The organism is Methanosarcina thermophila TM-1, from assembly GCF_000969885.1.
GTDB classification, from domain to species: Archaea; Halobacteriota; Methanosarcinia; order Methanosarcinales; family Methanosarcinaceae; genus Methanosarcina; species Methanosarcina thermophila.
Map to the genome: position 1 here is coordinate 690,047 of NZ_CP009501.1, position 19,087 is coordinate 709,133.

General features: G+C 42.2%; 16 protein-coding genes and 1 pseudogene. 10 read left to right on the forward strand and 7 right to left on the reverse strand.

Annotated features, from left to right (window positions below):
- Positions 1 to 79 precede the first annotated feature (79 nt).
- On the reverse strand, positions 80 to 466 hold the full coding sequence (locus tag MSTHT_RS02970; protein WP_048166500.1) for a hypothetical protein: 387 nt from the start codon (positions 464 to 466) through the stop codon (positions 80 to 82).
- 61 nt (positions 467 to 527) lie between these two features.
- Positions 528 to 1,091 (reverse strand): HdeD family acid-resistance protein, encoded by a 564-nt coding sequence (locus tag MSTHT_RS02975; RefSeq protein WP_048166501.1) that lies wholly within the window; start codon positions 1,089 to 1,091, stop codon positions 528 to 530.
- A 514-nt stretch (positions 1,092 to 1,605) separates the two neighbouring features.
- Here MSTHT_RS02975 and MSTHT_RS02980 point away from each other — a divergent pair.
- From MSTHT_RS02980 to MSTHT_RS02990, 3 genes are all read left to right on the forward strand, one after another.
- Entirely contained in the window at positions 1,606 to 2,127 is a 522-nt protein-coding gene (locus tag MSTHT_RS02980; RefSeq protein ID WP_048166502.1) for a DUF367 family protein, read from the forward strand.
- Positions 2,128 to 2,162: 35 nt separating this feature from the next.
- Positions 2,163 to 2,654, forward strand: coding sequence for a TIGR00725 family protein (locus MSTHT_RS02985; protein ID WP_048168335.1), 492 nt, complete (start codon positions 2,163 to 2,165; stop codon positions 2,652 to 2,654).
- A 290-nt stretch (positions 2,655 to 2,944) separates the two neighbouring features.
- On the forward strand, positions 2,945 to 5,239 hold the full coding sequence (locus MSTHT_RS02990; RefSeq protein ID WP_048166503.1) for a DNA topoisomerase I: 2,295 nt from the start codon (positions 2,945 to 2,947) through the stop codon (positions 5,237 to 5,239).
- Positions 5,240 to 5,580: 341 nt separating this feature from the next.
- On the opposite strand, the gene MSTHT_RS02995 is transcribed toward MSTHT_RS02990, so the two are convergent.
- Positions 5,581 to 6,423 (reverse strand): hypothetical protein, encoded by an 843-nt coding sequence (locus MSTHT_RS02995; RefSeq protein WP_048166504.1) that lies wholly within the window; start codon positions 6,421 to 6,423, stop codon positions 5,581 to 5,583.
- Positions 6,424 to 6,788: 365 nt separating this feature from the next.
- Between MSTHT_RS02995 and MSTHT_RS03005 the strand changes: the two genes are divergently transcribed.
- On the forward strand, positions 6,789 to 8,030 hold the full coding sequence (locus MSTHT_RS03005) for an MBL fold metallo-hydrolase (RefSeq protein WP_048166506.1): 1,242 nt from the start codon (positions 6,789 to 6,791) through the stop codon (positions 8,028 to 8,030).
- A gap of 63 nt (positions 8,031 to 8,093) precedes the next feature.
- On the forward strand, positions 8,094 to 8,639 hold the full coding sequence (locus tag MSTHT_RS03010) for a ferredoxin domain-containing protein (protein WP_048166507.1): 546 nt from the start codon (positions 8,094 to 8,096) through the stop codon (positions 8,637 to 8,639).
- Positions 8,640 to 8,812: 173 nt separating this feature from the next.
- On the opposite strand, the gene MSTHT_RS03015 is transcribed toward MSTHT_RS03010, so the two are convergent.
- Positions 8,813 to 9,970 (reverse strand): LL-diaminopimelate aminotransferase, encoded by a 1,158-nt coding sequence (locus tag MSTHT_RS03015; RefSeq protein ID WP_048166508.1) that lies wholly within the window; start codon positions 9,968 to 9,970, stop codon positions 8,813 to 8,815.
- A 374-nt stretch (positions 9,971 to 10,344) separates the two neighbouring features.
- On the opposite strand from MSTHT_RS03015, the gene MSTHT_RS03020 reads away from it, so the two are divergent.
- Positions 10,345 to 10,866 (forward strand): protein-tyrosine phosphatase family protein, encoded by a 522-nt coding sequence (locus MSTHT_RS03020; protein WP_181952231.1) that lies wholly within the window; start codon positions 10,345 to 10,347, stop codon positions 10,864 to 10,866.
- Positions 10,867 to 10,941: 75 nt separating this feature from the next.
- Here MSTHT_RS03020 and MSTHT_RS03025 read toward each other — a convergent pair whose 3' ends face one another.
- Together MSTHT_RS03025 and MSTHT_RS15480 are read right to left on the reverse strand one after the other, a co-directional pair.
- Entirely contained in the window at positions 10,942 to 11,154 is a 213-nt protein-coding gene (locus MSTHT_RS03025; RefSeq protein WP_048166510.1) for a hypothetical protein, read from the reverse strand.
- A gap of 207 nt (positions 11,155 to 11,361) precedes the next feature.
- A pseudogene (locus MSTHT_RS15480) lies at positions 11,362 to 11,559 on the reverse strand (hypothetical protein); the annotation flags it as partial.
- Between the two features lie 321 nt (positions 11,560 to 11,880).
- Between MSTHT_RS15480 and MSTHT_RS03030 the strand changes: the two are divergent.
- Both MSTHT_RS03030 and MSTHT_RS03035 read left to right on the forward strand, forming a co-directional pair.
- Complete coding sequence (locus MSTHT_RS03030) at positions 11,881 to 13,305, forward strand: hypothetical protein (RefSeq protein WP_048166511.1); 1,425 nt, start codon at positions 11,881 to 11,883, stop codon at positions 13,303 to 13,305.
- Positions 13,306 to 13,445: 140 nt separating this feature from the next.
- The gene (locus MSTHT_RS03035; protein WP_048166512.1) at positions 13,446 to 14,639 is read left to right on the forward strand and encodes a tetratricopeptide repeat protein; all 1,194 of its coding nucleotides are present in this window, start codon (positions 13,446 to 13,448) and stop codon (positions 14,637 to 14,639) included.
- A gap of 46 nt (positions 14,640 to 14,685) precedes the next feature.
- On the opposite strand, the gene MSTHT_RS03040 is transcribed toward MSTHT_RS03035, so the two are convergent.
- Positions 14,686 to 15,570: a type II CAAX prenyl endopeptidase Rce1 family protein gene (locus MSTHT_RS03040; RefSeq protein WP_048166513.1), complete on the reverse strand. Its 885-nt coding sequence runs from the start codon at positions 15,568 to 15,570 to the stop codon at positions 14,686 to 14,688.
- A gap of 529 nt (positions 15,571 to 16,099) precedes the next feature.
- Here MSTHT_RS03040 and MSTHT_RS14965 point away from each other — a divergent pair.
- Positions 16,100 to 17,731, forward strand: coding sequence for a LamG-like jellyroll fold domain-containing protein (locus MSTHT_RS14965; protein WP_231588169.1), 1,632 nt, complete (start codon positions 16,100 to 16,102; stop codon positions 17,729 to 17,731).
- Positions 17,691 to 19,004, forward strand: coding sequence for a PGF-pre-PGF domain-containing protein (locus MSTHT_RS14970; RefSeq protein ID WP_231588170.1), 1,314 nt, complete (start codon positions 17,691 to 17,693; stop codon positions 19,002 to 19,004). The genes MSTHT_RS14965 and MSTHT_RS14970 overlap by 41 nt, the downstream gene beginning before the upstream one ends.
- Positions 19,005 to 19,087 lie beyond the last annotated feature (83 nt).

Sequence of the window (19,087 nt, forward strand, 5' to 3'; positions counted from 1 at the left end):
AGATAGAGTTTAGAGAAATAGATCCAGAACTGAACCTCAGACTCACTCGTTCTTTCAGGAGCTGCCCTGAAAAGCATTTTCACCCTCTAGTCGTCCTGAATGCCTCTCTCACTCCAGGCAGCATCATATAGATGATGATAAGGGCGTTAATAATTACTGAGGAATTAACGTCAAACCATGAACCGCCTGTGACCAGAATCACGAAATCCAGGCAGAGGTTAAATATCGCAATAACAGCCATAAACATCCAGCCCTGTGGATTTAACTCCCAGAGCATCTTAGCCGCCCATGCCCATATGTAGGTCATCAAACCGTACAGTAGAGCGTACCAGAGATTGAAAATACGTATATCCAGAGGCCCTACAAAAGGCAAAAAGCCAAGAAAACGAAGCGTTGCAATAGCGTTTAAAACTGCTAGCAATACAGCCAGAGCAGCTAGAATGGTAACACCAATAGGTCTATCCATATTCCTGTCTCCTTATTTTTTCTCCTTGTCTCACGTATTTACTTGAAAATCCTCCTTCAGTTCACATTCTAAATCCTTCAATAAGTGTCCCGATCCCCCCGAGAATAAGGAAGAGCCCGAATACCCATGGTAGAACAGCAACTCCTGCCGCAAAATTGACCAGGAGAAGCAAGCCTAAAATTATGGTTAGGATACCGATGATTCCTACACCCCTTCCTCCTCCTTTAAGGGCAAGGAGGATTTTCACAGCTCCGGTGACAACAGCCCATATCCCTATGAAAATAACGAATAAAGTAAGAACTATAACGGAGCTGTAGATAGGGTACATCAGTATAACTGCTCCTGCAATAATGCTCAGGATGCCCGATAGCAGTTTCCATACCCTGTTCCCAGAGTATATCAGCGCCCCTAAAACAGAAAGCATTCCTTCTGCCAGCCAGAAAATACCCAAAATCTGTATAAGAAAAGTAGTGGTTTGACCAGGCCTGAATAAGAGAAATAAGCCTATAAGAATAGCAATAATACCTTCAAGCAGGACAATCCACCTGGGTAACTCAAGTGGTGCATAATCCATCTCGTCATCAGGATCGAACGATACTTCCGTAATATCAACTGGTTGTTCCATATAATTCATCTCCCCAGGTTATTTGCTCCATGTAGTTCATCCCCAGATTTGTTCCATGTAGTTCATCCCCAGGTTACTAGCTTTTCATACCTTCTGCAGCCAGAATAAGGACTTGACCACAGCTAAGCATATATTCTATCCGGACACAGAATTTCATGTTGGGGATGATTTATTTCCATTCAGGAATGATCAGAGTCAAATAGAGTATGCCTTTCCCCCACAAAGTAGGCAATCTTTCATCCCTGTTTAATTCATCAATGAGGTTTACTGTAATTTATATAATCTACCTTGAATAACCCACGCCGAAATATCTCTTTCCACGCCTTACTAAAGACGAAGCGGTTGCATAGATAAAGATATATAAACAATTATATATAAATTAACTTATGATTAATTCTAAAAAACGTTCAGTTAAGGATAAATCTCTGATACATATATGCAAAGAAGCAGATACAAGAAAAAACTGTAAATAAGGAAACCATTTAAGTAGAATTCCATATCTCAAAAGATCAAGATGAAACCGACTAATCAACGGGATATTCCCCTTTATATCTACCATGCCGGGCAGTGTGACCCTAAAAAATGTACAGGAAAGAAACTGGCTCGCTTTGACCTTGCCCGTCTTTACGATAGGATATCAAGGCTGCCCAGGTCGGCGATCCTTCTGGATCCGACTGCTGAAAAAGCCCTTTCACCTGTCGATGATCCAGGAAAAGGAATAATCGTGCTTGATTGTTCCTGGGAAGAGGTAGAGAAGGTTTTTCCCGAGCTTGGAAAGCTGAACCTTAAGCATAGAGCCCTTCCTTACCTGCTCGCAGGCAATCCTGTGAATTTTGGAAGACCCTTGAAACTTAATTCAGCTGAAGCCTTTGCAGCAGCTCTCTACATCCTGGGGTACAAAGAACAGGCTGAAAGAGTTCTTTCCAAGTTTAACTGGGGACATAGCTTTCTCGAGCTTAATAAGGAGCCGCTCGAAGAGTATGCAAGCGCGAAGAATAGCGCTGAGATTGTGGAAATCCAGAGTCATTATATTTGATTATCCCTGAAGAACATCTGCCAGGTGGAGAAACGGTGAAAAGAGTGACCAGAAAACAGATTGGAGTTATAGGTGCAGGAGCTTGCTGCAGCGAAACAAGGCTCCTTGCAGAAATGGTAGGAAGAGAAGTAGCAAAGCGAGGGGCAGTTTTACTCTGTGGAGGTCTGGGAGGAGTTATGGAGGCTGCAGCATACGGAGCAAAGCAGGAAGGAGGGATAACTCTTGGAATTCTGCCCGGAACCCGGAGAGAGGAAGCAAATCCCTGGATAGATCTTGCGGTCGTCAGTGGAATGGGACATGCCAGAAACGCGCTCATAGCCCAGTCTTCGGATGCTTTGATCGCGGTCAGTGGGGAATACGGAACACTTTCCGAGATAGCTCTCGGCCTGAAAATGGGAAAGCCTGTGGTCGTGCTTGAACCAAACTGGGAAATCAAAGGTGTTCACAGAGCGAAGAGTCCTGAAGAAGCTGTAGAACTCGCTTTCAGGCTAATTAAAGGTAACTTAAAAACTGAAAAGATTGCCTGAGAGAAATCCATGAAAGCTCAAGATATTAAAAGGGAATTAACTGGAAAAGGGCTCAAGAGAGGCTATAATGGAGAAATGATTTTCGCTCAAGCCTTTTTTTAAAAGGCTTGTGATAAAGAGTTATATGCCTAATTTTAATTACGGATGACAGCATATCTTGAGAGTCGATCCAAAAATTTATATCACAAAAGGAAACTTCATGAATTGAGGGGCAGGCTTTATCTCAGACTGGCAGGAGTTTTGGGGTAAACTAATTATCACTTAGAAAATAAAGTATACCGGAGTTTTAGATGCACCTTATCGTAACGGAAAAAAATATAGCAGCAAAGAGGATTGCTGCGATTCTGGCTCCAAAGAATCCGAAAAAGGATAGAGTCAGCGGAGTGGACGTGTACCGGTACGAGACCGTGTCCTCCGATGGGAAAAAGCAGGAGACTGCTGTTATAGGATTGTCGGGCCATATTGTAGGGATAGATTTTCCCAAGGAGTACAATAACTGGCAGAAGGTCGATGCTAAAGCCCTTATTGATGCCGAGATCGTAACAACTCCTATTAACCGGAAGATTGTAACTGCCCTGAGAAGCCTGGGAAAAAAGGCAAGCAGGGTTACAATTGCCACTGACTACGACCGAGAAGGCGAACTGATAGGAGTTGAAGCACTCAATATTATAAAAAAGGTAAATCCAGATGTTCCTTTTGACCGGGTCCGCTACAGTGCAATAACCCCAAAAGCAATAGAAGTTGCTTTTTCAAACCCGACAAATGTAGATTTCAATCTCGCGGATGCAGGCCATTCAAGGCAGGTCATAGACCTTGTATGGGGTGCAGCTCTCACCCGCTACATTTCTCTTGCTGCAGGCAGGCTTGGGAAAATGTTTCTCTCGGTAGGCAGAGTACAGTCGCCTACGCTTTCTCTTATTGTTGACAGGGAAAAAGAAAGGAATATTTTTGTCCCGACTCCTTACTGGGAGATCCATGTCGAACTTCAAAATGCTAAAGGAGAGACTTTTTCAGCTCAGCACTCAACCCGCCGCTTCTTGGATAAAAAGGAGGCAGAAAAGGTCTTCAAGAAACTGGGAAAACAGGCGAAGTTAAAAGAAATTGAGAAAGGGAAAAAGACGGATCAGCCGCCGATTCCTTTCAATACAACAGGTTTCATAAGCGCAGCTAATTCAATCGGGCTTAGTCCCGCAAATGCGATGCGCATAGCCGAATCCCTTTACACTAACGGTTATATCTCATACCCGAGAACTGACAATACGGTTTATCCTGATACCCTTGACCTGAAAGCCCAGATTGAGATTTTCAGGGAGGGTCCTTTTAAAGAATACGCAAACGCCCTGCTTGAGAAAGCCGAACTTTCCCCCACGCGAGGCAAAAAAGAGACTACTGACCATCCACCGATTTTTCCGGTTTCCCTTGCAAAAAAGACCGACTTAAAAGAGGATGAATGGAAGGTTTATGAGCTTGTAGTCAGGCGGTTTTTTGCAACTTTCGCCGGACCGAGCGAATGGGAAACCATGCGTTTGAAACTTGATATTCAGGGGGAGGAATTCAGAGCAAACGGAGCAAGGCTTGTAGAGCCGGGCTGGAGATGGTACTATCCTTACAATGCGCCTGAAGACAGGCTCTTACCCGAACTCCGCGAAGGCGATTCCCTGGAAGTTATAAAGAAAGAGATACTGGACAAAGAAACCCAGCCTCCGGGCCGCTACGGGCAGGGAAAGCTTATCAATATTATGGAGGAGCTGGGGCTTGGGACAAAAGCCACCAGGCACGAGATAATCAGCAAGCTTTATTCCAGAGCTTACATTCACGGAAATCCGGTACAGCCCACGAATACATCTTTTGCAGTAGTGGATACCCTTGAGAAATATTCTCCTGCCATCACAAAGCCGGACATGACAAGGCAGCTTGAAGAAAACATGGACCTGATTGCTGAGGGCAAGATCAAAGAGGCTGAGGTGCTTGAGGAATCGCGGAAGATGTTAAAGCAGGTCTTCTCAGAACTTGACAAAAACCGGGACAAAATCGTGGAATCCCTCCAGGCAGGCCTCAGGGAAGACAAGATTATAGGCATCTGCTCAGGCTGTGGAAACGAACTTATGATCCGGCGTTCAAAAAGAGGAGGCCGTTTTATAGGCTGCAGCAACTATCCAAACTGTACCTTTTCCCTCCCCCTGCCAAAAAGCGGACAGATCGTGGTCATTGACAAAATGTGTGAAACCCACGGCTTGCACCATATCCGCATAATCAATTCAGGTAAACGTCCCTGGGATCTCGGCTGCCCACAGTGCAATTTCATAGAATGGCAGAAAATCCAAGAGGAAGAGCAGGCTCAGCAGCCGAAAAAAGAGCGCCCGAAATCAATCCAGGATCTCGAAGGTGTGGGAAAAGCCACAGCCGGGAAACTGGAAGAAGCCGGAATTACAAGCGTGGAAGCCCTGGCAGAAGCCGATCCTGTAGAACTTGCAAGAACAATCAAGACCAGCGTAAAAAAGGTTAAAAACTGGCAGGTTTCATGTAACGGCACAGTTAAAGACACCGGCACTGTTGAGGACAGCAGCGCAATTGAAGACGCGTGAAAATAGTCTTTGACGTCAGCTTTTTCACTGTTGGCTGTTTTCAGAGTGGGTTATAAATTCGAATTTCAATTCAACCGATTATAATTTGAACCTTAATTCTTGATCCGTACAACCTTATTTGCCTTATCTGGTCGTTTTTATTACGCTCGACGGAGGAGAGCGGCTTTTACAGAAAATAGAGAAAAAAAGAAAAGCATAATAGAAAGGTTCCTTAGCTGAATAGGTCATGGAAATGTGGACTTCTATAATATGAAATCAGAGAGATTTTATACCCAGAAGTTGTAATGTTAACACTAAGAAACTAAATCAGATTTAAATCAACTTTATGATTAACTTCTCAATTACTTATACTTTCTTTTTTCAAAAGTTAAAGCTATAGTTGTAATTGCAATAATTGCTAGTACAAAGCCTCTAAACGGCAATTTTTGAGTTGAACCATTTATTGTATTGTTTTCTAGATCAGCAACATGAATATTTTCTTTAACATTTGAATTTTTGATATTGTCTAATATACTCTTCCTATTAGAGCTATCTGTCTCATACTCTATACTATTTGAACTATTATAGTCTGCTTCATGGCTGTTTATCGGGAAAGTCCCGTTAAGAGATGGTTGTTCTTCAACCCCACAATAAACGAATTCCTCATTTTCATGTTTTTTTACGTCATCAGAACTATAAACAACAAGAACTACTTTTCCATCTACTGTTTTGTTAGTTAGCTCAATTGCATAACAGATATTCTCTATCTCAATTTGTCCGATAACAACCTCGTCCGATACAGCAAATCCTGCACTACTGTTTTCTTCTCCAATAACTTTTCCACGGTATGTATTAATTTTTGCTGCTGGTATAATATAAGTTCCAGTTTCGTTCTCTATGAAAACTTTAGCATCATCACTTAATATGTGAGTATTCTCAAGTTCCAGATCAAACTCTTTCCCAAGCAGCTTCAACTTTACTTTACCATCAGCAACGTCGTTTAGAAAAACATCAGGATTTGAAGTAACTGTCTCAAAATTATCCAGTATTTCGGCAAAACGAAGAGAATCTTTGTCATAACTTATATTTTCTAAAATATCTGAACTGGAATCAGTTGCTAGTGCGGTTCCTGGTAAAATTAAGGTATTCATCAGCAGTGCTACAACAAGAAACGTATATGCTCTAAACTTTGTCCCTACTATCATTCATTTACCTTCTCTTTGCTCAAGATAAAGAATTAAAAAAGTCTGAATATTCAAAATGGAATTACGCCTCCTAGCAAGTTGGGCTTAAATTTACTTTGCAACTTTTTTAATTAATACATTGTATCTACCCGTATTCTTTATGAATTTTATTGTGATTTTTCTGTCAATCATAGATTAGAAATAATTACATATTTGAGGATTAGAGATTGAATGAGAATCGAAAAGTTACTTGACAATTTTCTGATTCTAGAACAAACGAAAAAAATTTCTTATCCCTGGCTCACAGAAGAATTTAACAAATATTATAGCAAATATTATATCAGATATTATAGTAAAGTTTTAATAGATTTTAAGAGGGTTTTATTCTGGAGCTTACTTTTAAAGGCGGATGCAGGGAAGTCGGACGTTCGGGGTTTCTTGTAAATGGGGAGGTTCTGCTGGATTATGGGATAAAGGCAGGAGATATCCCGGAATATCCTCTCAATAGCATGGAGCCGAAGGTTGTGCTTGTTTCACATGGGCACCTTGACCACTGCGGGGCTGTGCCCAACCTGATGTACCAGAATCCCGATGTTTTTATGACCCCGCCGACGGCAGAGTTTACTTTTCTTCTCGGCAGGGACACCCTGAAGCTTGCAGAGAGTACACTTTCAGGCGTACCGCCTTTTGATCCGGATGACCTGCAAAAGCTTGGCAGGCGGACACAGAGAATAGACTATAACAAGCCTTTCAAAAGCCACGGATACAGAATTTGCTTTTACAATGCAGGACACATCCCTGGGGCATCTGGTATCTTCCTAGAATCCGAAGCCGGGGAGAGCCTGTTTTATACCGGGGATTTCAACCTTCAGGAAACAAGGCTAGTGCCCGGGGCGGCTGAATTTCCCGAAGCTGATACGCTTATTCTTGAGAGCACGTATTTCGGGGAGGAACATGTCCCGCGAAAGGAGACTGAAGAAAGGTTCATCGAATCAATACTGGATACTGTGGATAGGGGAGGTACTGCTCTTATCCCTTCTTTTGCAATAGGCAGGACGCAGGAAATACTTATGCTGCTTGATGCTCACGGAATTCAGGCGTATGTGGACGGCATGGGCAGGGATGTGTACAAGATACTTAAAAAGTACCCCGAATATCTGAAGGATCCGAAGCGGCTTGATCGGGCTTTCGAGCATGCTATTCTCGTAAAAGACCATCAGCGGGACTCGATCCTTAAAGAACCTTCAGTCATTGTTACCACGGCTGGGATGCTGAATGGAGGTCCGGTACTGTATTACCTGAGCCGGCTTTACAAAGATCCCAGATCAAAAGTCTTGCTTACAGGCTACCAGGTTGAGGGGACAAACGGCAGGCTGGCTCTTGAGCACGGGTTTATCGAGACCACAGCAGATATCCTTACTCTGAAGCCCAGGGTAGAAAAGTATGACTTTTCCGCCCACAGCGGAGATAGCGAGCTCAAAAAGGTTGTGAAGGATTTTTGCAAAAAAGGCGCTGAGAGAGTCTTTGTAATTCATGGGGATAGAACCGAAGCTTTTGCAGAATGGATTCTGGAAGAGATCGGTGTGGATGCGTATGCACCTGCAAACGGACATACTTTTAGCTTTTAAACGAGAAAAAAGACGTTAAAAACCTGCGAAATATTTAAACCCGGATAGCTCCAATATCTGAGCATGATTCTCAATCCTGAATCCGAAGTGCTTGAAGAACTTGCAAAGAGCATACTCCTGGCTGCACGGACTGCACCCAAAGCCAAGGGAGTAGACGATATTGTAACTGCACTGCTTGAGAAAGAAGACATTGAAGGGCTTGCCTCGGAAATGGAAAGGCTTGCAGATGAAAAAGGATCAAGTTTTGCTTTTCTGAAAAGAGATGCTGCAAATCTTCGAGATGCTGGGGCTGCAATTCTTATAGGGGTTAAAACCAGTGGTGCTGCTGGCCTGGATTGTGGAGCCTGCGGATTTAAAACCTGTGCCGAGATGCTGGACCAGCAGAAAGTAGAAGTGGAGTTCAGGGGTCCTAACTGCATGCTCAAATATGTGGATCTTGGAATTGCAATCGGTGCAGCAGCTGCAAAAGCTAAAGACCTCTGTATAGACAACAGGGTTATGTATTCGATTGGCGCAGCTGCAAGGACGGCGCGCTTGATGGATGCAGATGTCGTTTTTGGAATTCCACTCAGTATAACCGGGAAAAATATATTTTTTGATAGAAAATGAGAGTTTTAAAGGCTTCTAAGCTCTTATAAAGATGATTAAAGCCTTTTAGAATGTTTCAGAGTTTAAGAAAAAGAAGGTAAGAGAGAAGGTACACTTATAAAAAGGAAATTTTCTGGCCATGTATTCCATATGTCTGGCCAGAGCTATTTTTTAAAATCTTTTAAACTCAGCAGTTAGAACTGCAGAGTTTTCATCCTTTCGACAGCTTCTTTAATCCTCTCGACCGGTTTTGTAAGGGCAAACCTGATGTAGCCTTCGCCGGCATCTCCAAACCCGACTCCAGGGGTTGCAACGATTCCGACTTCTTCAAGAAGGAGTTTAGCAAAGCTCATTGAGGTAAAGCCCTTCGGGACAGGTGCCCAGATGTAGAAAGTGGCTTTTGGAGGCTTTACCTCAATCCCCATAGCCCTGAGCCCTTCGATAAGAGCATCGCGCCTTTCCTTATAGATTTTATTTGATTCTTCAACACAGGCCTGGGAGGAGGACAGAGCTGCAATGCCTGCTATCTGGATGGCATCAAAGACGCCTGAATCCACATTGGATTTTACCTTACCGAGCCCCTTTATAAGATCCTTATTTCCAACCGCAAATCCGAGCCTCCAGCCTGTCATATTATAGGTTTTGGAATGCGAATAGAGTTCCATACCAATATCCATTGCCCCATCAGCAGCAAGGAAAGAGGGGGCTTCGTACCCATCATAAGTAATCTGGCAGTAAGCATTGTCGTGCACGGCGATGATATTGTGCTTTTTGCAGAACTCAACAACCTTTTCAAAGAACTGCATGTCCGCAGTTGCAGCCGTCGGGTTGTTTGGATAATTGAAGAAAAACAGCTTTGCCCTTTTAAGGACGTCCTCCGGAATCGAGTCCAGGTCAGGCAGGAAATCATTCTCGGCAGTCAGCGGCAGTGGATACGGCTCTCCACCGGCAAAAAGCGCCCCTATTTTATAAACCGGATACCCCGGATCGGTATAAAGCACAACATCCCCCGGATTGACAAAAGCAAGCGGAATGTGTGCAACCGCTTCCTTTGACCCTATAAGGGAAAGCACTTCAGTGGCAGGTTCGAGCTCAATTCCCTTATATTTCTTACACCAGTCCGCTGCCGCCTTCCTGAAATCCGCCATTCCGGCATAAGAAGGATACTGGTGCGTTTTCGGATCACAAACAGCCTCCCGCATAGCCTCTACAATATGCGGATGCGTCGGCATGTCAGGGTCTCCCACGCCAAGGTCGATCACGTCAACTCCCCTGGCAATTAATTCGTCCCTAGCTTCGTCTATAGCCTCAAAAAGGTATGGGGGTAATGCATTGATTCGGTCAGAATACATTGATAAAGTCACCTGAAGATGATTGGCATGAATAGTTTTCATAGTTACGGTAGTGGGAATATTAAAAGGTATGGGATAAGGAATTATAAGTAGTTGAGTGATTTTTTATTTTAGAAAATCAAATTAATTCAAAATTTTAACTTCTAGTGTTTTAATCTGTTTCTAGAAAAATTAGCCGTAAGATTGGTGACCTGGATTGCCCGTATATTTGTGTCTTCTGCATTTAAGGAACTGGAAGAATGCGTAGATAAATTGTTCAATGAGTAAATGGAAAGAACCCAATTTTAATATTCTAACGTTTTGAGCTCTTTTCTTCCTCAGATCTTCTAACCTGACTAATTAAATTTTATATCTCCAAACCCAATATTCTTCTCATGTCATCCTCATTACTTACTCCCCTCGCAATGCCCATAATCGAAGGCATCCGAATTCCCCTGAATTTCTATGTCGTGCTCAAAGAACCTGCACTTCTGGCTGGCATGTCCTATCCAGCCGTGCGCACCCCCTGGGAGAAAATAGGTGATGCGGGTTTCTCAGGCGTTGTATGTCTCTGTGATTCTGAGGTATCTTATGACCCCTATCCTCTCAAAGTACTTTTTTCTGAGGAACTGGAAGACCTGCACTATGGTAATGCTCCGTATGATCCTGATACGCTGGAACGGCTTGTCAGAAAAGCAGCTGGTGTTGTAAGAAGAGAAATGGATGCAGGAAAAGGTGTTGTTGTCCACTGCGTGGGCGGGATAGGCAGGACTGGCACGGTGATTGGGTGTGTGCTCAGAGATCTTGGTTTTCCAGCGGATGAAGTAATAGATTACCTAGACAGGATAAACAAATCAAGGGGTTTCAGAGGATGGCCTGAAACGGAATGGCAGGCTGAAATGGTACGAAGATATTGATCTTATTCTATTCTATTCTATTCTATTCTATTCTATTCTATTCTATTCTATTCTAGTGTCATTCAATCTTTTTATTCAGGCATTGTAGGCATCATAAAGCTGCCAGACCCATATAATCAGCCATATTAAATATCCAATCCCGAAAATGTGCAAGGCGCTGGTAACGACAAAGGCTATCCAGATGCCCAACGCCTTGAGCAAATCTCCTTTTACAAGCTGACCAAGCCCAGGAATGAAAAAAGAAAATAAAGCTGGAATTCCGTGTGTTTTCTTGCAGTAATAGTTCATAGAGCTTACCTTTTTAAACGCTTAATAGGAGTGAAATATAAGTAATTTTAGTAATTCAAACAATTTTAGTAATTCAAACAATTTGAGTAATTAACTTCTTGAAGTAATTTGAGCAATTAACTTGAAAAATCACTCTCCTTTAAAAAAATCCCCTGTAAAACGACTTTCTTGACCTGTTAACTTGTTTCCTCACGCATTACCTGTTTTTCATGCATTATAAGCATCGTATACCTGTGCAATCCACACAACGAGACCCATCAGTAATCCAATTCCTACAATGCTCATAAATGCACAGATTATCAGGGCTCCCCAGATGCCAAAAGCCTTGGCTACATCGCCCTTTACAAGCTGACCCAGACCCGGGACGAAAAAAGAAAATAGGGCAGGAACACCGTGTTTTTGCTTGCAGTGAACGTTCGTGTAATCGCCTCTATAATTCGCCTATTATATGCCTCTATAATTCACCTATTATAATTCCATTCAAAATAATACTATTAGACAGAGCATATAAATAGCTTGACCCTCGGGTTTTTTCTTTTTAACTTTCTGAAAATATATCCCAAAATTAATATATATTATACTATTAAACTACGAGATATATTTTAACTGCAATCCAAAAAAGAAACCAGTGTTTAACCTAGCTTTTCAGGCGAACTTTCCTGAAAAACATTCCAACCTGCTAGCGGTATGGTTAGTTCTAATTTACAGTTTGTGTGGAGTGTGGTTATGGATAAAGAAGACAGTAAAAAATCAATGTGGGATCGTGTAAAATACATATGGTCCTCATTGCCAGAAGCGATAAGATTAGTTGCTACAATTCTGAGCATAGCCATTGCTCTTAAGGCGCTTTTCCCCGCAGCTGCGCTAGAAATCAGCAGTTTTAATGCAGACCCAGAAATTATCGAGCCTGGTGGATCTTCAGTTTTGAGCTGGGAAGTATCAGGAGCGGACAATATCACAATAGAGCCTGATATAGGTCCTGTAAGTTCGAATGGATCCGTATCTGTATCCCCTTCAGAAACTACAGCTTATAAATTGACAGCTACCGATAAAGAAAAGGAAAAAGTGGCTATGTGTACGGTCACGGTTAGTAATGGCTCGGAAGAGCCCTTAATCATTAACTCATTTGATTCAAATCCCGATTCCATCAAACAGGGCGAAAGTGCAGTCCTGAACTGGCACGTTACCGGGGTTTCAAATGTTACCATAGAGCCTGATATCGGAGTTACTGAACCTACAGGGACACTGAACGTAACCCCTGCCAGTACCACTACATACAAGCTTACAGCCTCAAACGGGGATAAAGAAGATGTTGCTTACTGCACCATTGCTGTTGAGGAAAACGCTTCATCCTCCGAGAATGTCCCGTCTTCAGAGCTTCCATCTTCGGAGGAAAGCCTGACCCCTCAGAAAGATACAGCGCCTCAAGAAAATTCGGCATCTGAGAAAAGTCCGGCGCCTGGAGAGAACCCATCATCAGAAAATCCAGTACCAGTAGAGAACTCTGTTTCTCAAGTAAATGCAGGATCTCAGGAAAATCGGGAATCTCAAGAAAACCTGCCATCCATAGACTCTTTTAATGCAGTTCCAGATGCTATCAGGCAGGGAGAAAATTCAGTTCTAACATGGAGTGTATCCAGGGCTTCGAGAGTTTCAATATATCCCGAAATAGGTACTGTAGGTCCCACTGGAAGCCAGCGTATCTCCCCTGGTGAAACCACGACTTATACCCTGACAGCCACAAATGAATTTGGGAGTGTGGATGCAACCAGAGTCGTATCTGTACAGAAGGCTTCTGCACCTGCTTCTGAGGAACAGGTTTCTACGCCCTCTCCTGAGTTCATTTCAAAACCAGAGCAACTTTCGCCTGCTGATGGTACCGTATTTGACGATTCTACATCAGGGATTACACTGGAATGGAAACCTGTTCCAGGCGCGATAAGCTATACGGTAGAAATCGATGAAAATGATCCGAGTTCCGGTTTATGGCTTTCGGAATCAACCGGATCCAGGATAGAATCCGGCATAACAGGAACGAGCTATTCATTTGAACCTCAGTTTAAGGCACAGGGGCGCTGGCGTGTATGGGCTGTCGGTTCTGATGGTCAGGAAAGTGAGAAAAGCAGCTGGTGGAATTTTAACTACACATGAACCCAGATACATAAGCAATATTAAAAATTTTGCCCAGTATGGTTATATAACCTATGCTAAATATATAACCTGCGGGATGCCGGAAATTTAGATACATAATTCCAATAAAAAACATAAGTAAGTAGAAGATCTGCCAGGATATGATTTACAGAAAACAACCCTTAAATTCCCCCGAATGGGACCCCCCTGCCCCTTCAACAGTCTATATCAAAATAAAAAATATTCCATACGAGACATTTAAAATACGGCTTAACGAGGGGCTGGTTACTACGGAGCTTGAACAGATCAGGTATCGGCTGGAAAGGCGAATTTACTGCTGTGGGATCTGTTCCAAGCATGTTAACGGATACTGTGTTATTAGAAACAGGAAAGTTAAGCCTGAATGGATTTGCAAGGCTTTTATGCCGAAAGAGGAATTTATATACCTTGATGTCAGGCCTGGCTCTGAAGAATCACCAGATTTCAGGTACCTTTCGGAAACCAGGCTTTGGAAAAATCGCCCTGAAGACGAAACTCCGGGAGAAAGCTGCCAGGAACGCACAGAAAGTCTCTATGAGGAAGGAGTGGCTCTTTACAGGCAGGGCAGGCTCAGGCTCGCACTTGAGGCTTTCGATACGATTCTTTCCGAAAATCCCAGGCATTTTCCAGCCCTTTTTCATAAAGGAAATACCCTGTTGAAACTCAAACGCTATGAAGAAGCTCTTGAGACATTTGAAAGAGCTTCACTGATAAATCCGAATCATCCGGGTCTCTGGACCAATAAGGGATTTGTATTCTTGAAGCTCGAGCGTTTCAGGCAGGCACTTGATGCTTTCGAGAAATCTATCCTCCTGAATCCGGTACAGAAAAACGCCTTGGAAGGAAAAGACGCCGTGCTTGCCCGGATGCGCCAGTGTGAAGAAGAGTTAAGAGAATCTGAAAAAGCTCTGGAAAAGAATCCTGAGGATGCAGGCATCTGGTTCGAGAAAGGCAAACTGCATTTAAAGCTCGGAGAGCTTGAGAAATCCGGGGAGGCTTTTGAGAAAGCTCTTGAAGAGAAGCCCGGGAATGCAGAAGCCTGGCATCTCAGGGGAAAAGTACTTTTCGAGACCGGCTCGGAAAAAGCAGCCCTGCACGCATTTGAAAAAGCAACCCGACAGAAACCGGATTTTCCAGACGCCTGGTATGAAAAAGGAAGGGTTTTTCTGAAGCTTGATAACCCGAAGGGTGCGGAAAACGCTTTTAAGATCGCAGCTGCTCTGTGGGAGAGCAAGGGAGCCAAAGCAAAGGCTGAAACAGCCCGCACGAAGGCTAAAAGCCTGGCTTTGGGGAAAGATGAATTTTCCAGGAATTGAGAATTATGTATTAGCAAATATTATTATCAATTAACTGATTTTGTATTCAAATATTATTATCCATTGACTGATTTTTATTCACTGATTCTCCATCAACTAGAGGCATTCTGCTTGCCTGTAATCTATAAGTTCTTATCCCAAGTCCGATTAACAAATAAAGAATTGTAGTGATAATTCCGGCTATTGGGGAAATAAGAATTTCTTTTCCTGCTGCAATACTGATGAAACCTGATATAACTAAAGGATTTATTAGCGAATCCTCTACCATATGCAACACAACGCCCGACCAAATCGATTTTGTTACCCTGAAAAGCTCAATAAACATCACTGCCCAGCATACAATTATCATAATCATGAAAACGGGAATTACAGCTCGGCTGCCCGGTAATACTGCCTGGAGATCGGTTTCAGGTAAAAAGACAAGATAATATGGAAGATGCCAGGTTCCCCAGGTACCGCCAACAATGAGATATATTTTCCAATCGTTTTGATTTAATTTTATTAGTTGAGAAGTTAGATAACTATGTAAAGGGGCGCCGTCAAAAATATTTTTAAAGAAATTAAATAATAGTGTACTGGAAAAAACTATGGTTAGAGTCCTGAGGTCGAAAGTCGATAAGTCAATCCACTTTGCTGTAACTCCGATTATCAGAACGAATGCTGTTACAACAGGAAAAATCAAAACAGCAATCAAGTACCATTTTATGTTTCCTTTGATATTAGGCTTGAAACCAAAATCTTTCCAGCTGCCCTTTGAGAAGATAGTGATTACAACTGCAATCAACATGGGCAATACCAGCCATATCCCCATGCCAAGAGAATTGTCATCTGGTTGCTCGGGAAGAATAGAGTCTACAAGAACACCTATCCAGCCACTGAGAAGAACAAGAATAATAAATATGACAGTATTACGAAGAACTTTTCTATCCAAATAAATTTCCCCATTAAGCAAGTTAAATATTTTTATTGCGAAACATCTCACAATTAAAAACTAAATTGTACTAATGTCCTCGTTTTTTATCCTACCAAGCTCACTGAACGGATTTTTCATGTTTTTCTGTTGGCAGCAGTTATAATAACATTAGCCAGCTTAATGCAAGTGCTCTTACCTGAGAGTATATAATTTTTTCTATTGTATATCCAACAAAATCATGCTGATTTTTTAGTGAGACCATTTGTTCAGAGCATTAAAGGCGCAGTTAACTTAATTACAAATATCAGTAATTTATAATAACTCTAATTAATAATATTTATACTGTTTATTAACCGGGTCAACTTCCCAAAATGCTCGTATAAGGAACAGTAGGAAAATAAAAAATAAGTCGTAACCAGTTAAAAAGAAAAAATTCTTGCTTGTTGATTGAACATGGAGGCTTTGCGCCACAGTGAGAAAAAGAGGTTTTAGACCCTGATAAAGAGGAAAAAATTAGTATTGTCTTCATTAAAAAAGGGGTCTGACAATGGGGTACCATATTCTTAAAACATGTATAAAATATATATTATTTATTATATTTTTAATAAGTCTGGTTGGCAATGCGCATGCAAATACAGACCAACTTGTACATTACAACTGGACTGCAGATAATGGAAATACCATAATTGACAATTCGGGGCATGGGAATAACGGAATAAACAATGGCACTACAACCTTTACTTTGCCAACTGGGGGGACAGCCAGACATTTCAACGGACAAAGCAGAATAACAATACCCAACGATGATCAACTGGCATTTACCGATCCGCATATTACATTTGGGGTATTCTTCCGTTATAATTCCAGCAACCCGGCTGGCAATACATATCTGGTTTCCAGAGGAAATACTGCGTTCAGGATCAGCATTGACCATACAAATTCTATGCTGACATATAGTGTTTATGCCGATGGTCATACTATTCACGCCAGAAGTGGAACCCGCATACAGCCCAACAAAGATTATGAAGCTATTGTCACATATGATGGGTCTCATGCTCAATTATACCTCAATGGACTTGCTAACGGGCTAGGGGTAGATTATGCAGCAGCGGCTTTAGGTCCGAGCTATATAACGGAGAACTGGACAATAGGGTCCTCCTCCGACAATACATACGGGCTAAACGGTACAGTATATGCTTTTCATTTATATAACCGAACACTAAATTCGTCAGAGATATTAGATTTATACGCAAAAGACCTCCGCAGTATACAGCATTTGAGACCAGGAGGCATTGCTCTATCCTGGGACGATTCAGGGCATATTCAATCCTGTTATCGATATTTAGAAATTTTCCAGAAGTATAATGCCACGTGCACAATTAATGTAAATGCTATAAGTACTCGGGCTGAGGCTGCCCGTGAGTTAGAAGAACTGGACGCGCTACATTCGGCAGGATGGGAAATAGCTCTGCACGGGTACAATCACAAAGACTCAGTTAGATTTTTAAGTAATAATACTCCTGCAACATGGTTAGATCAGGAGATATTCCCTAATATCGTAGAAATCACTCGTTATGGCTATCCGGTTTACTCCTTCGCATATCCCTATTCTAGCAGAAATGCAGTTACTGATGCATCAATAGCTCCTTATTTCCGGACAATAAGGACGAGAACCCCCACGTTAGTAAACGGCAATATAAATGAAACAACAGAAGCTTACTATAATTGGGATGATACTCAGCTTCTGTATGGCGTAGAGATTGACGACCAAGCTGTTGGTGCCAGCCTGCCGTCTATAGAAAACGGAATAGACTATGCAATAAAAACTGGAAGCGTGCTAGTACTGTTTGGGCATGCGATTACTCCAAATGTCACCGGACCATACCAGGTCTCAACTGCAAGGCTGGAATCAATCCTGAACTATACCTGTCAAAATGGTGGAGTATTTTATCGTATGGGAGATCTTGGAAACTCATCCTGGAAACAGGTGCCTAGGTTTTCTAATGTGACTGCAAATTTCACTGTCTCTAAAAATCGAATATTTGCCGGGGAAAATGTGACGTTTACAGATTACAGTAAAAACCATACAACCGGACTTCTTGATTTCGGGGACAATTCGCCTGCAAGCAGTGTTACAAATGTTACTCACACATATATCACCTGGTATTTACACATCTAATCTAACGGTAGCAAATGACGTTTCCACAGATTCCATGCTCAAGAAAATCACGGTTGTGCAGGCTGCTGCTCCGGTCCCAGATTTCACCAGTAATTGCACAACAGGACCCAGGCCTTTGACTGTGACTTTCAATGATACATCAACAGGACTTCCGGAAACCTGGTCATGGGATTTCGGGGACGGAAATAAGTCAGCGATCCAGAACCCGACTCATGAGTATTCGAAAGCTGGAAACTATTCAGTTACTTTGACCGTAGCAAACAGAATAGGATCGAACTCTATAAAGAAAGTAGATTACATAACAGTATTGCCACAACCCCCTTCATCTAATTTCTGCTCAAATGTAACGAACGGAGTTATTCCATTAACGGTTCAGTTTAATGACACCAGTACAGGATCTCCGACTGCATGGAGATGGGATTTTGGAGATGGAAATGCTTCATTCGAGCAAAATCCAGTGAATACATATTTTTCAGCAGGAACCTACAACGTTAACCTGATAGTTAGTAATATCGATGGAAGCTCTTCAAAAACGGCTACAATAACAGCATTTGGAAGTGATAATTCAGGCGGAGGGAGAAGCAGTTCAGGCGGATGGGGGAGTGGTTCCCCTGAACCTGCAAAGAATATAAAAGTAAAGGAACTTTCCCAGGCTTACATTACAGGCGGAAAGCCTGTAAGGTTTGAGTTCCAAAGGAACGTTACTGCTATTGTTTATTTAAACTTTGATGCAAAGAAGACGGCTGGCAGGACAACGACTATTGTTGAGATGTTGAAAGATAAATCCACGCTTACACCCAACGCACCCGAAGGCGAAGTCTGCGATTACTTTAATATCTGGGTAGGAAATGGTGGATATGGAAGTGATGAAGAAAATTTCGAAAATGCAGTCATATGTTTCAAAGTTGACAAATCCTGGATTCAGGAGAAAGGCATTGACAAGACTTCAATTTCCCTTAATAGGTACGATGACAAAAAATGGAGTGAACTTCCAGCTATCTTGCTTAGAGAAGATAACAGATACCTGTATTTCACAGCCGAAACCCCTGGATTTTCACCTTTTGCAATAACAGGCAAGCTCATAGCAAAAGAACATTCATTTGAAATTCTGTCTGAGCCTGAAACTAAAAATCCAGAATATCATACGCCGAATATAACAGCAGATGCTGAACACGCTCCAGGGAAAAAGGAAAAAATCGCAGGCATTCCTGGGTTTGAATGGATTTACTGTATTATCGGGCTGCTTGCAGGATTTGTGTATATGAGAAAGTAAATAAACAGAAATAGTTTGAATTAGATTGCAAGGATAATAAATCCTGCTGTCTAATTTTACTATTTAACTAATCATTTTTAGGT

What these genes read in the sequence shown, in the direction of transcription:
- MSTHT_RS03025 (WP_048166510.1), bottom strand. Translation starts at nt 11,154, where the DNA reads ATGAACTATTACTGCAAGAAAACACACGGAATTCCAGCTTTATTTTCT.
- MSTHT_RS03030 (WP_048166511.1), top strand. Translation starts at nt 11,881, where the DNA reads ATGGATAAAGAAGACAGTAAAAAATCAATGTGGGATCGTGTAAAATAC.
- MSTHT_RS02995 (WP_048166504.1), bottom strand. Translation starts at nt 6,423, where the DNA reads ATGATAGTAGGGACAAAGTTTAGAGCATATACGTTTCTTGTTGTAGCA.
- MSTHT_RS02980 (WP_048166502.1), top strand. Translation starts at nt 1,606, where the DNA reads ATGAAACCGACTAATCAACGGGATATTCCCCTTTATATCTACCATGCC.
- MSTHT_RS02975 (WP_048166501.1), bottom strand. Translation starts at nt 1,091, where the DNA reads ATGGAACAACCAGTTGATATTACGGAAGTATCGTTCGATCCTGATGAC.
- MSTHT_RS03015 (WP_048166508.1), bottom strand. Translation starts at nt 9,970, where the DNA reads ATGTATTCTGACCGAATCAATGCATTACCCCCATACCTTTTTGAGGCT.
- MSTHT_RS14970 (WP_231588170.1), top strand. Translation starts at nt 17,691, where the DNA reads ATGTTACTCACACATATATCACCTGGTATTTACACATCTAATCTAACG.
- MSTHT_RS02970 (WP_048166500.1), bottom strand. Translation starts at nt 466, where the DNA reads ATGGATAGACCTATTGGTGTTACCATTCTAGCTGCTCTGGCTGTATTG.
- MSTHT_RS03020 (WP_181952231.1), top strand. Translation starts at nt 10,345, where the DNA reads ATGTCATCCTCATTACTTACTCCCCTCGCAATGCCCATAATCGAAGGC.
- MSTHT_RS14965 (WP_231588169.1), top strand. Translation starts at nt 16,100, where the DNA reads ATGGGGTACCATATTCTTAAAACATGTATAAAATATATATTATTTATT.
- MSTHT_RS03010 (WP_048166507.1), top strand. Translation starts at nt 8,094, where the DNA reads ATGATTCTCAATCCTGAATCCGAAGTGCTTGAAGAACTTGCAAAGAGC.
- MSTHT_RS03035 (WP_048166512.1), top strand. Translation starts at nt 13,446, where the DNA reads ATGATTTACAGAAAACAACCCTTAAATTCCCCCGAATGGGACCCCCCT.
- MSTHT_RS02990 (WP_048166503.1), top strand. Translation starts at nt 2,945, where the DNA reads ATGCACCTTATCGTAACGGAAAAAAATATAGCAGCAAAGAGGATTGCT.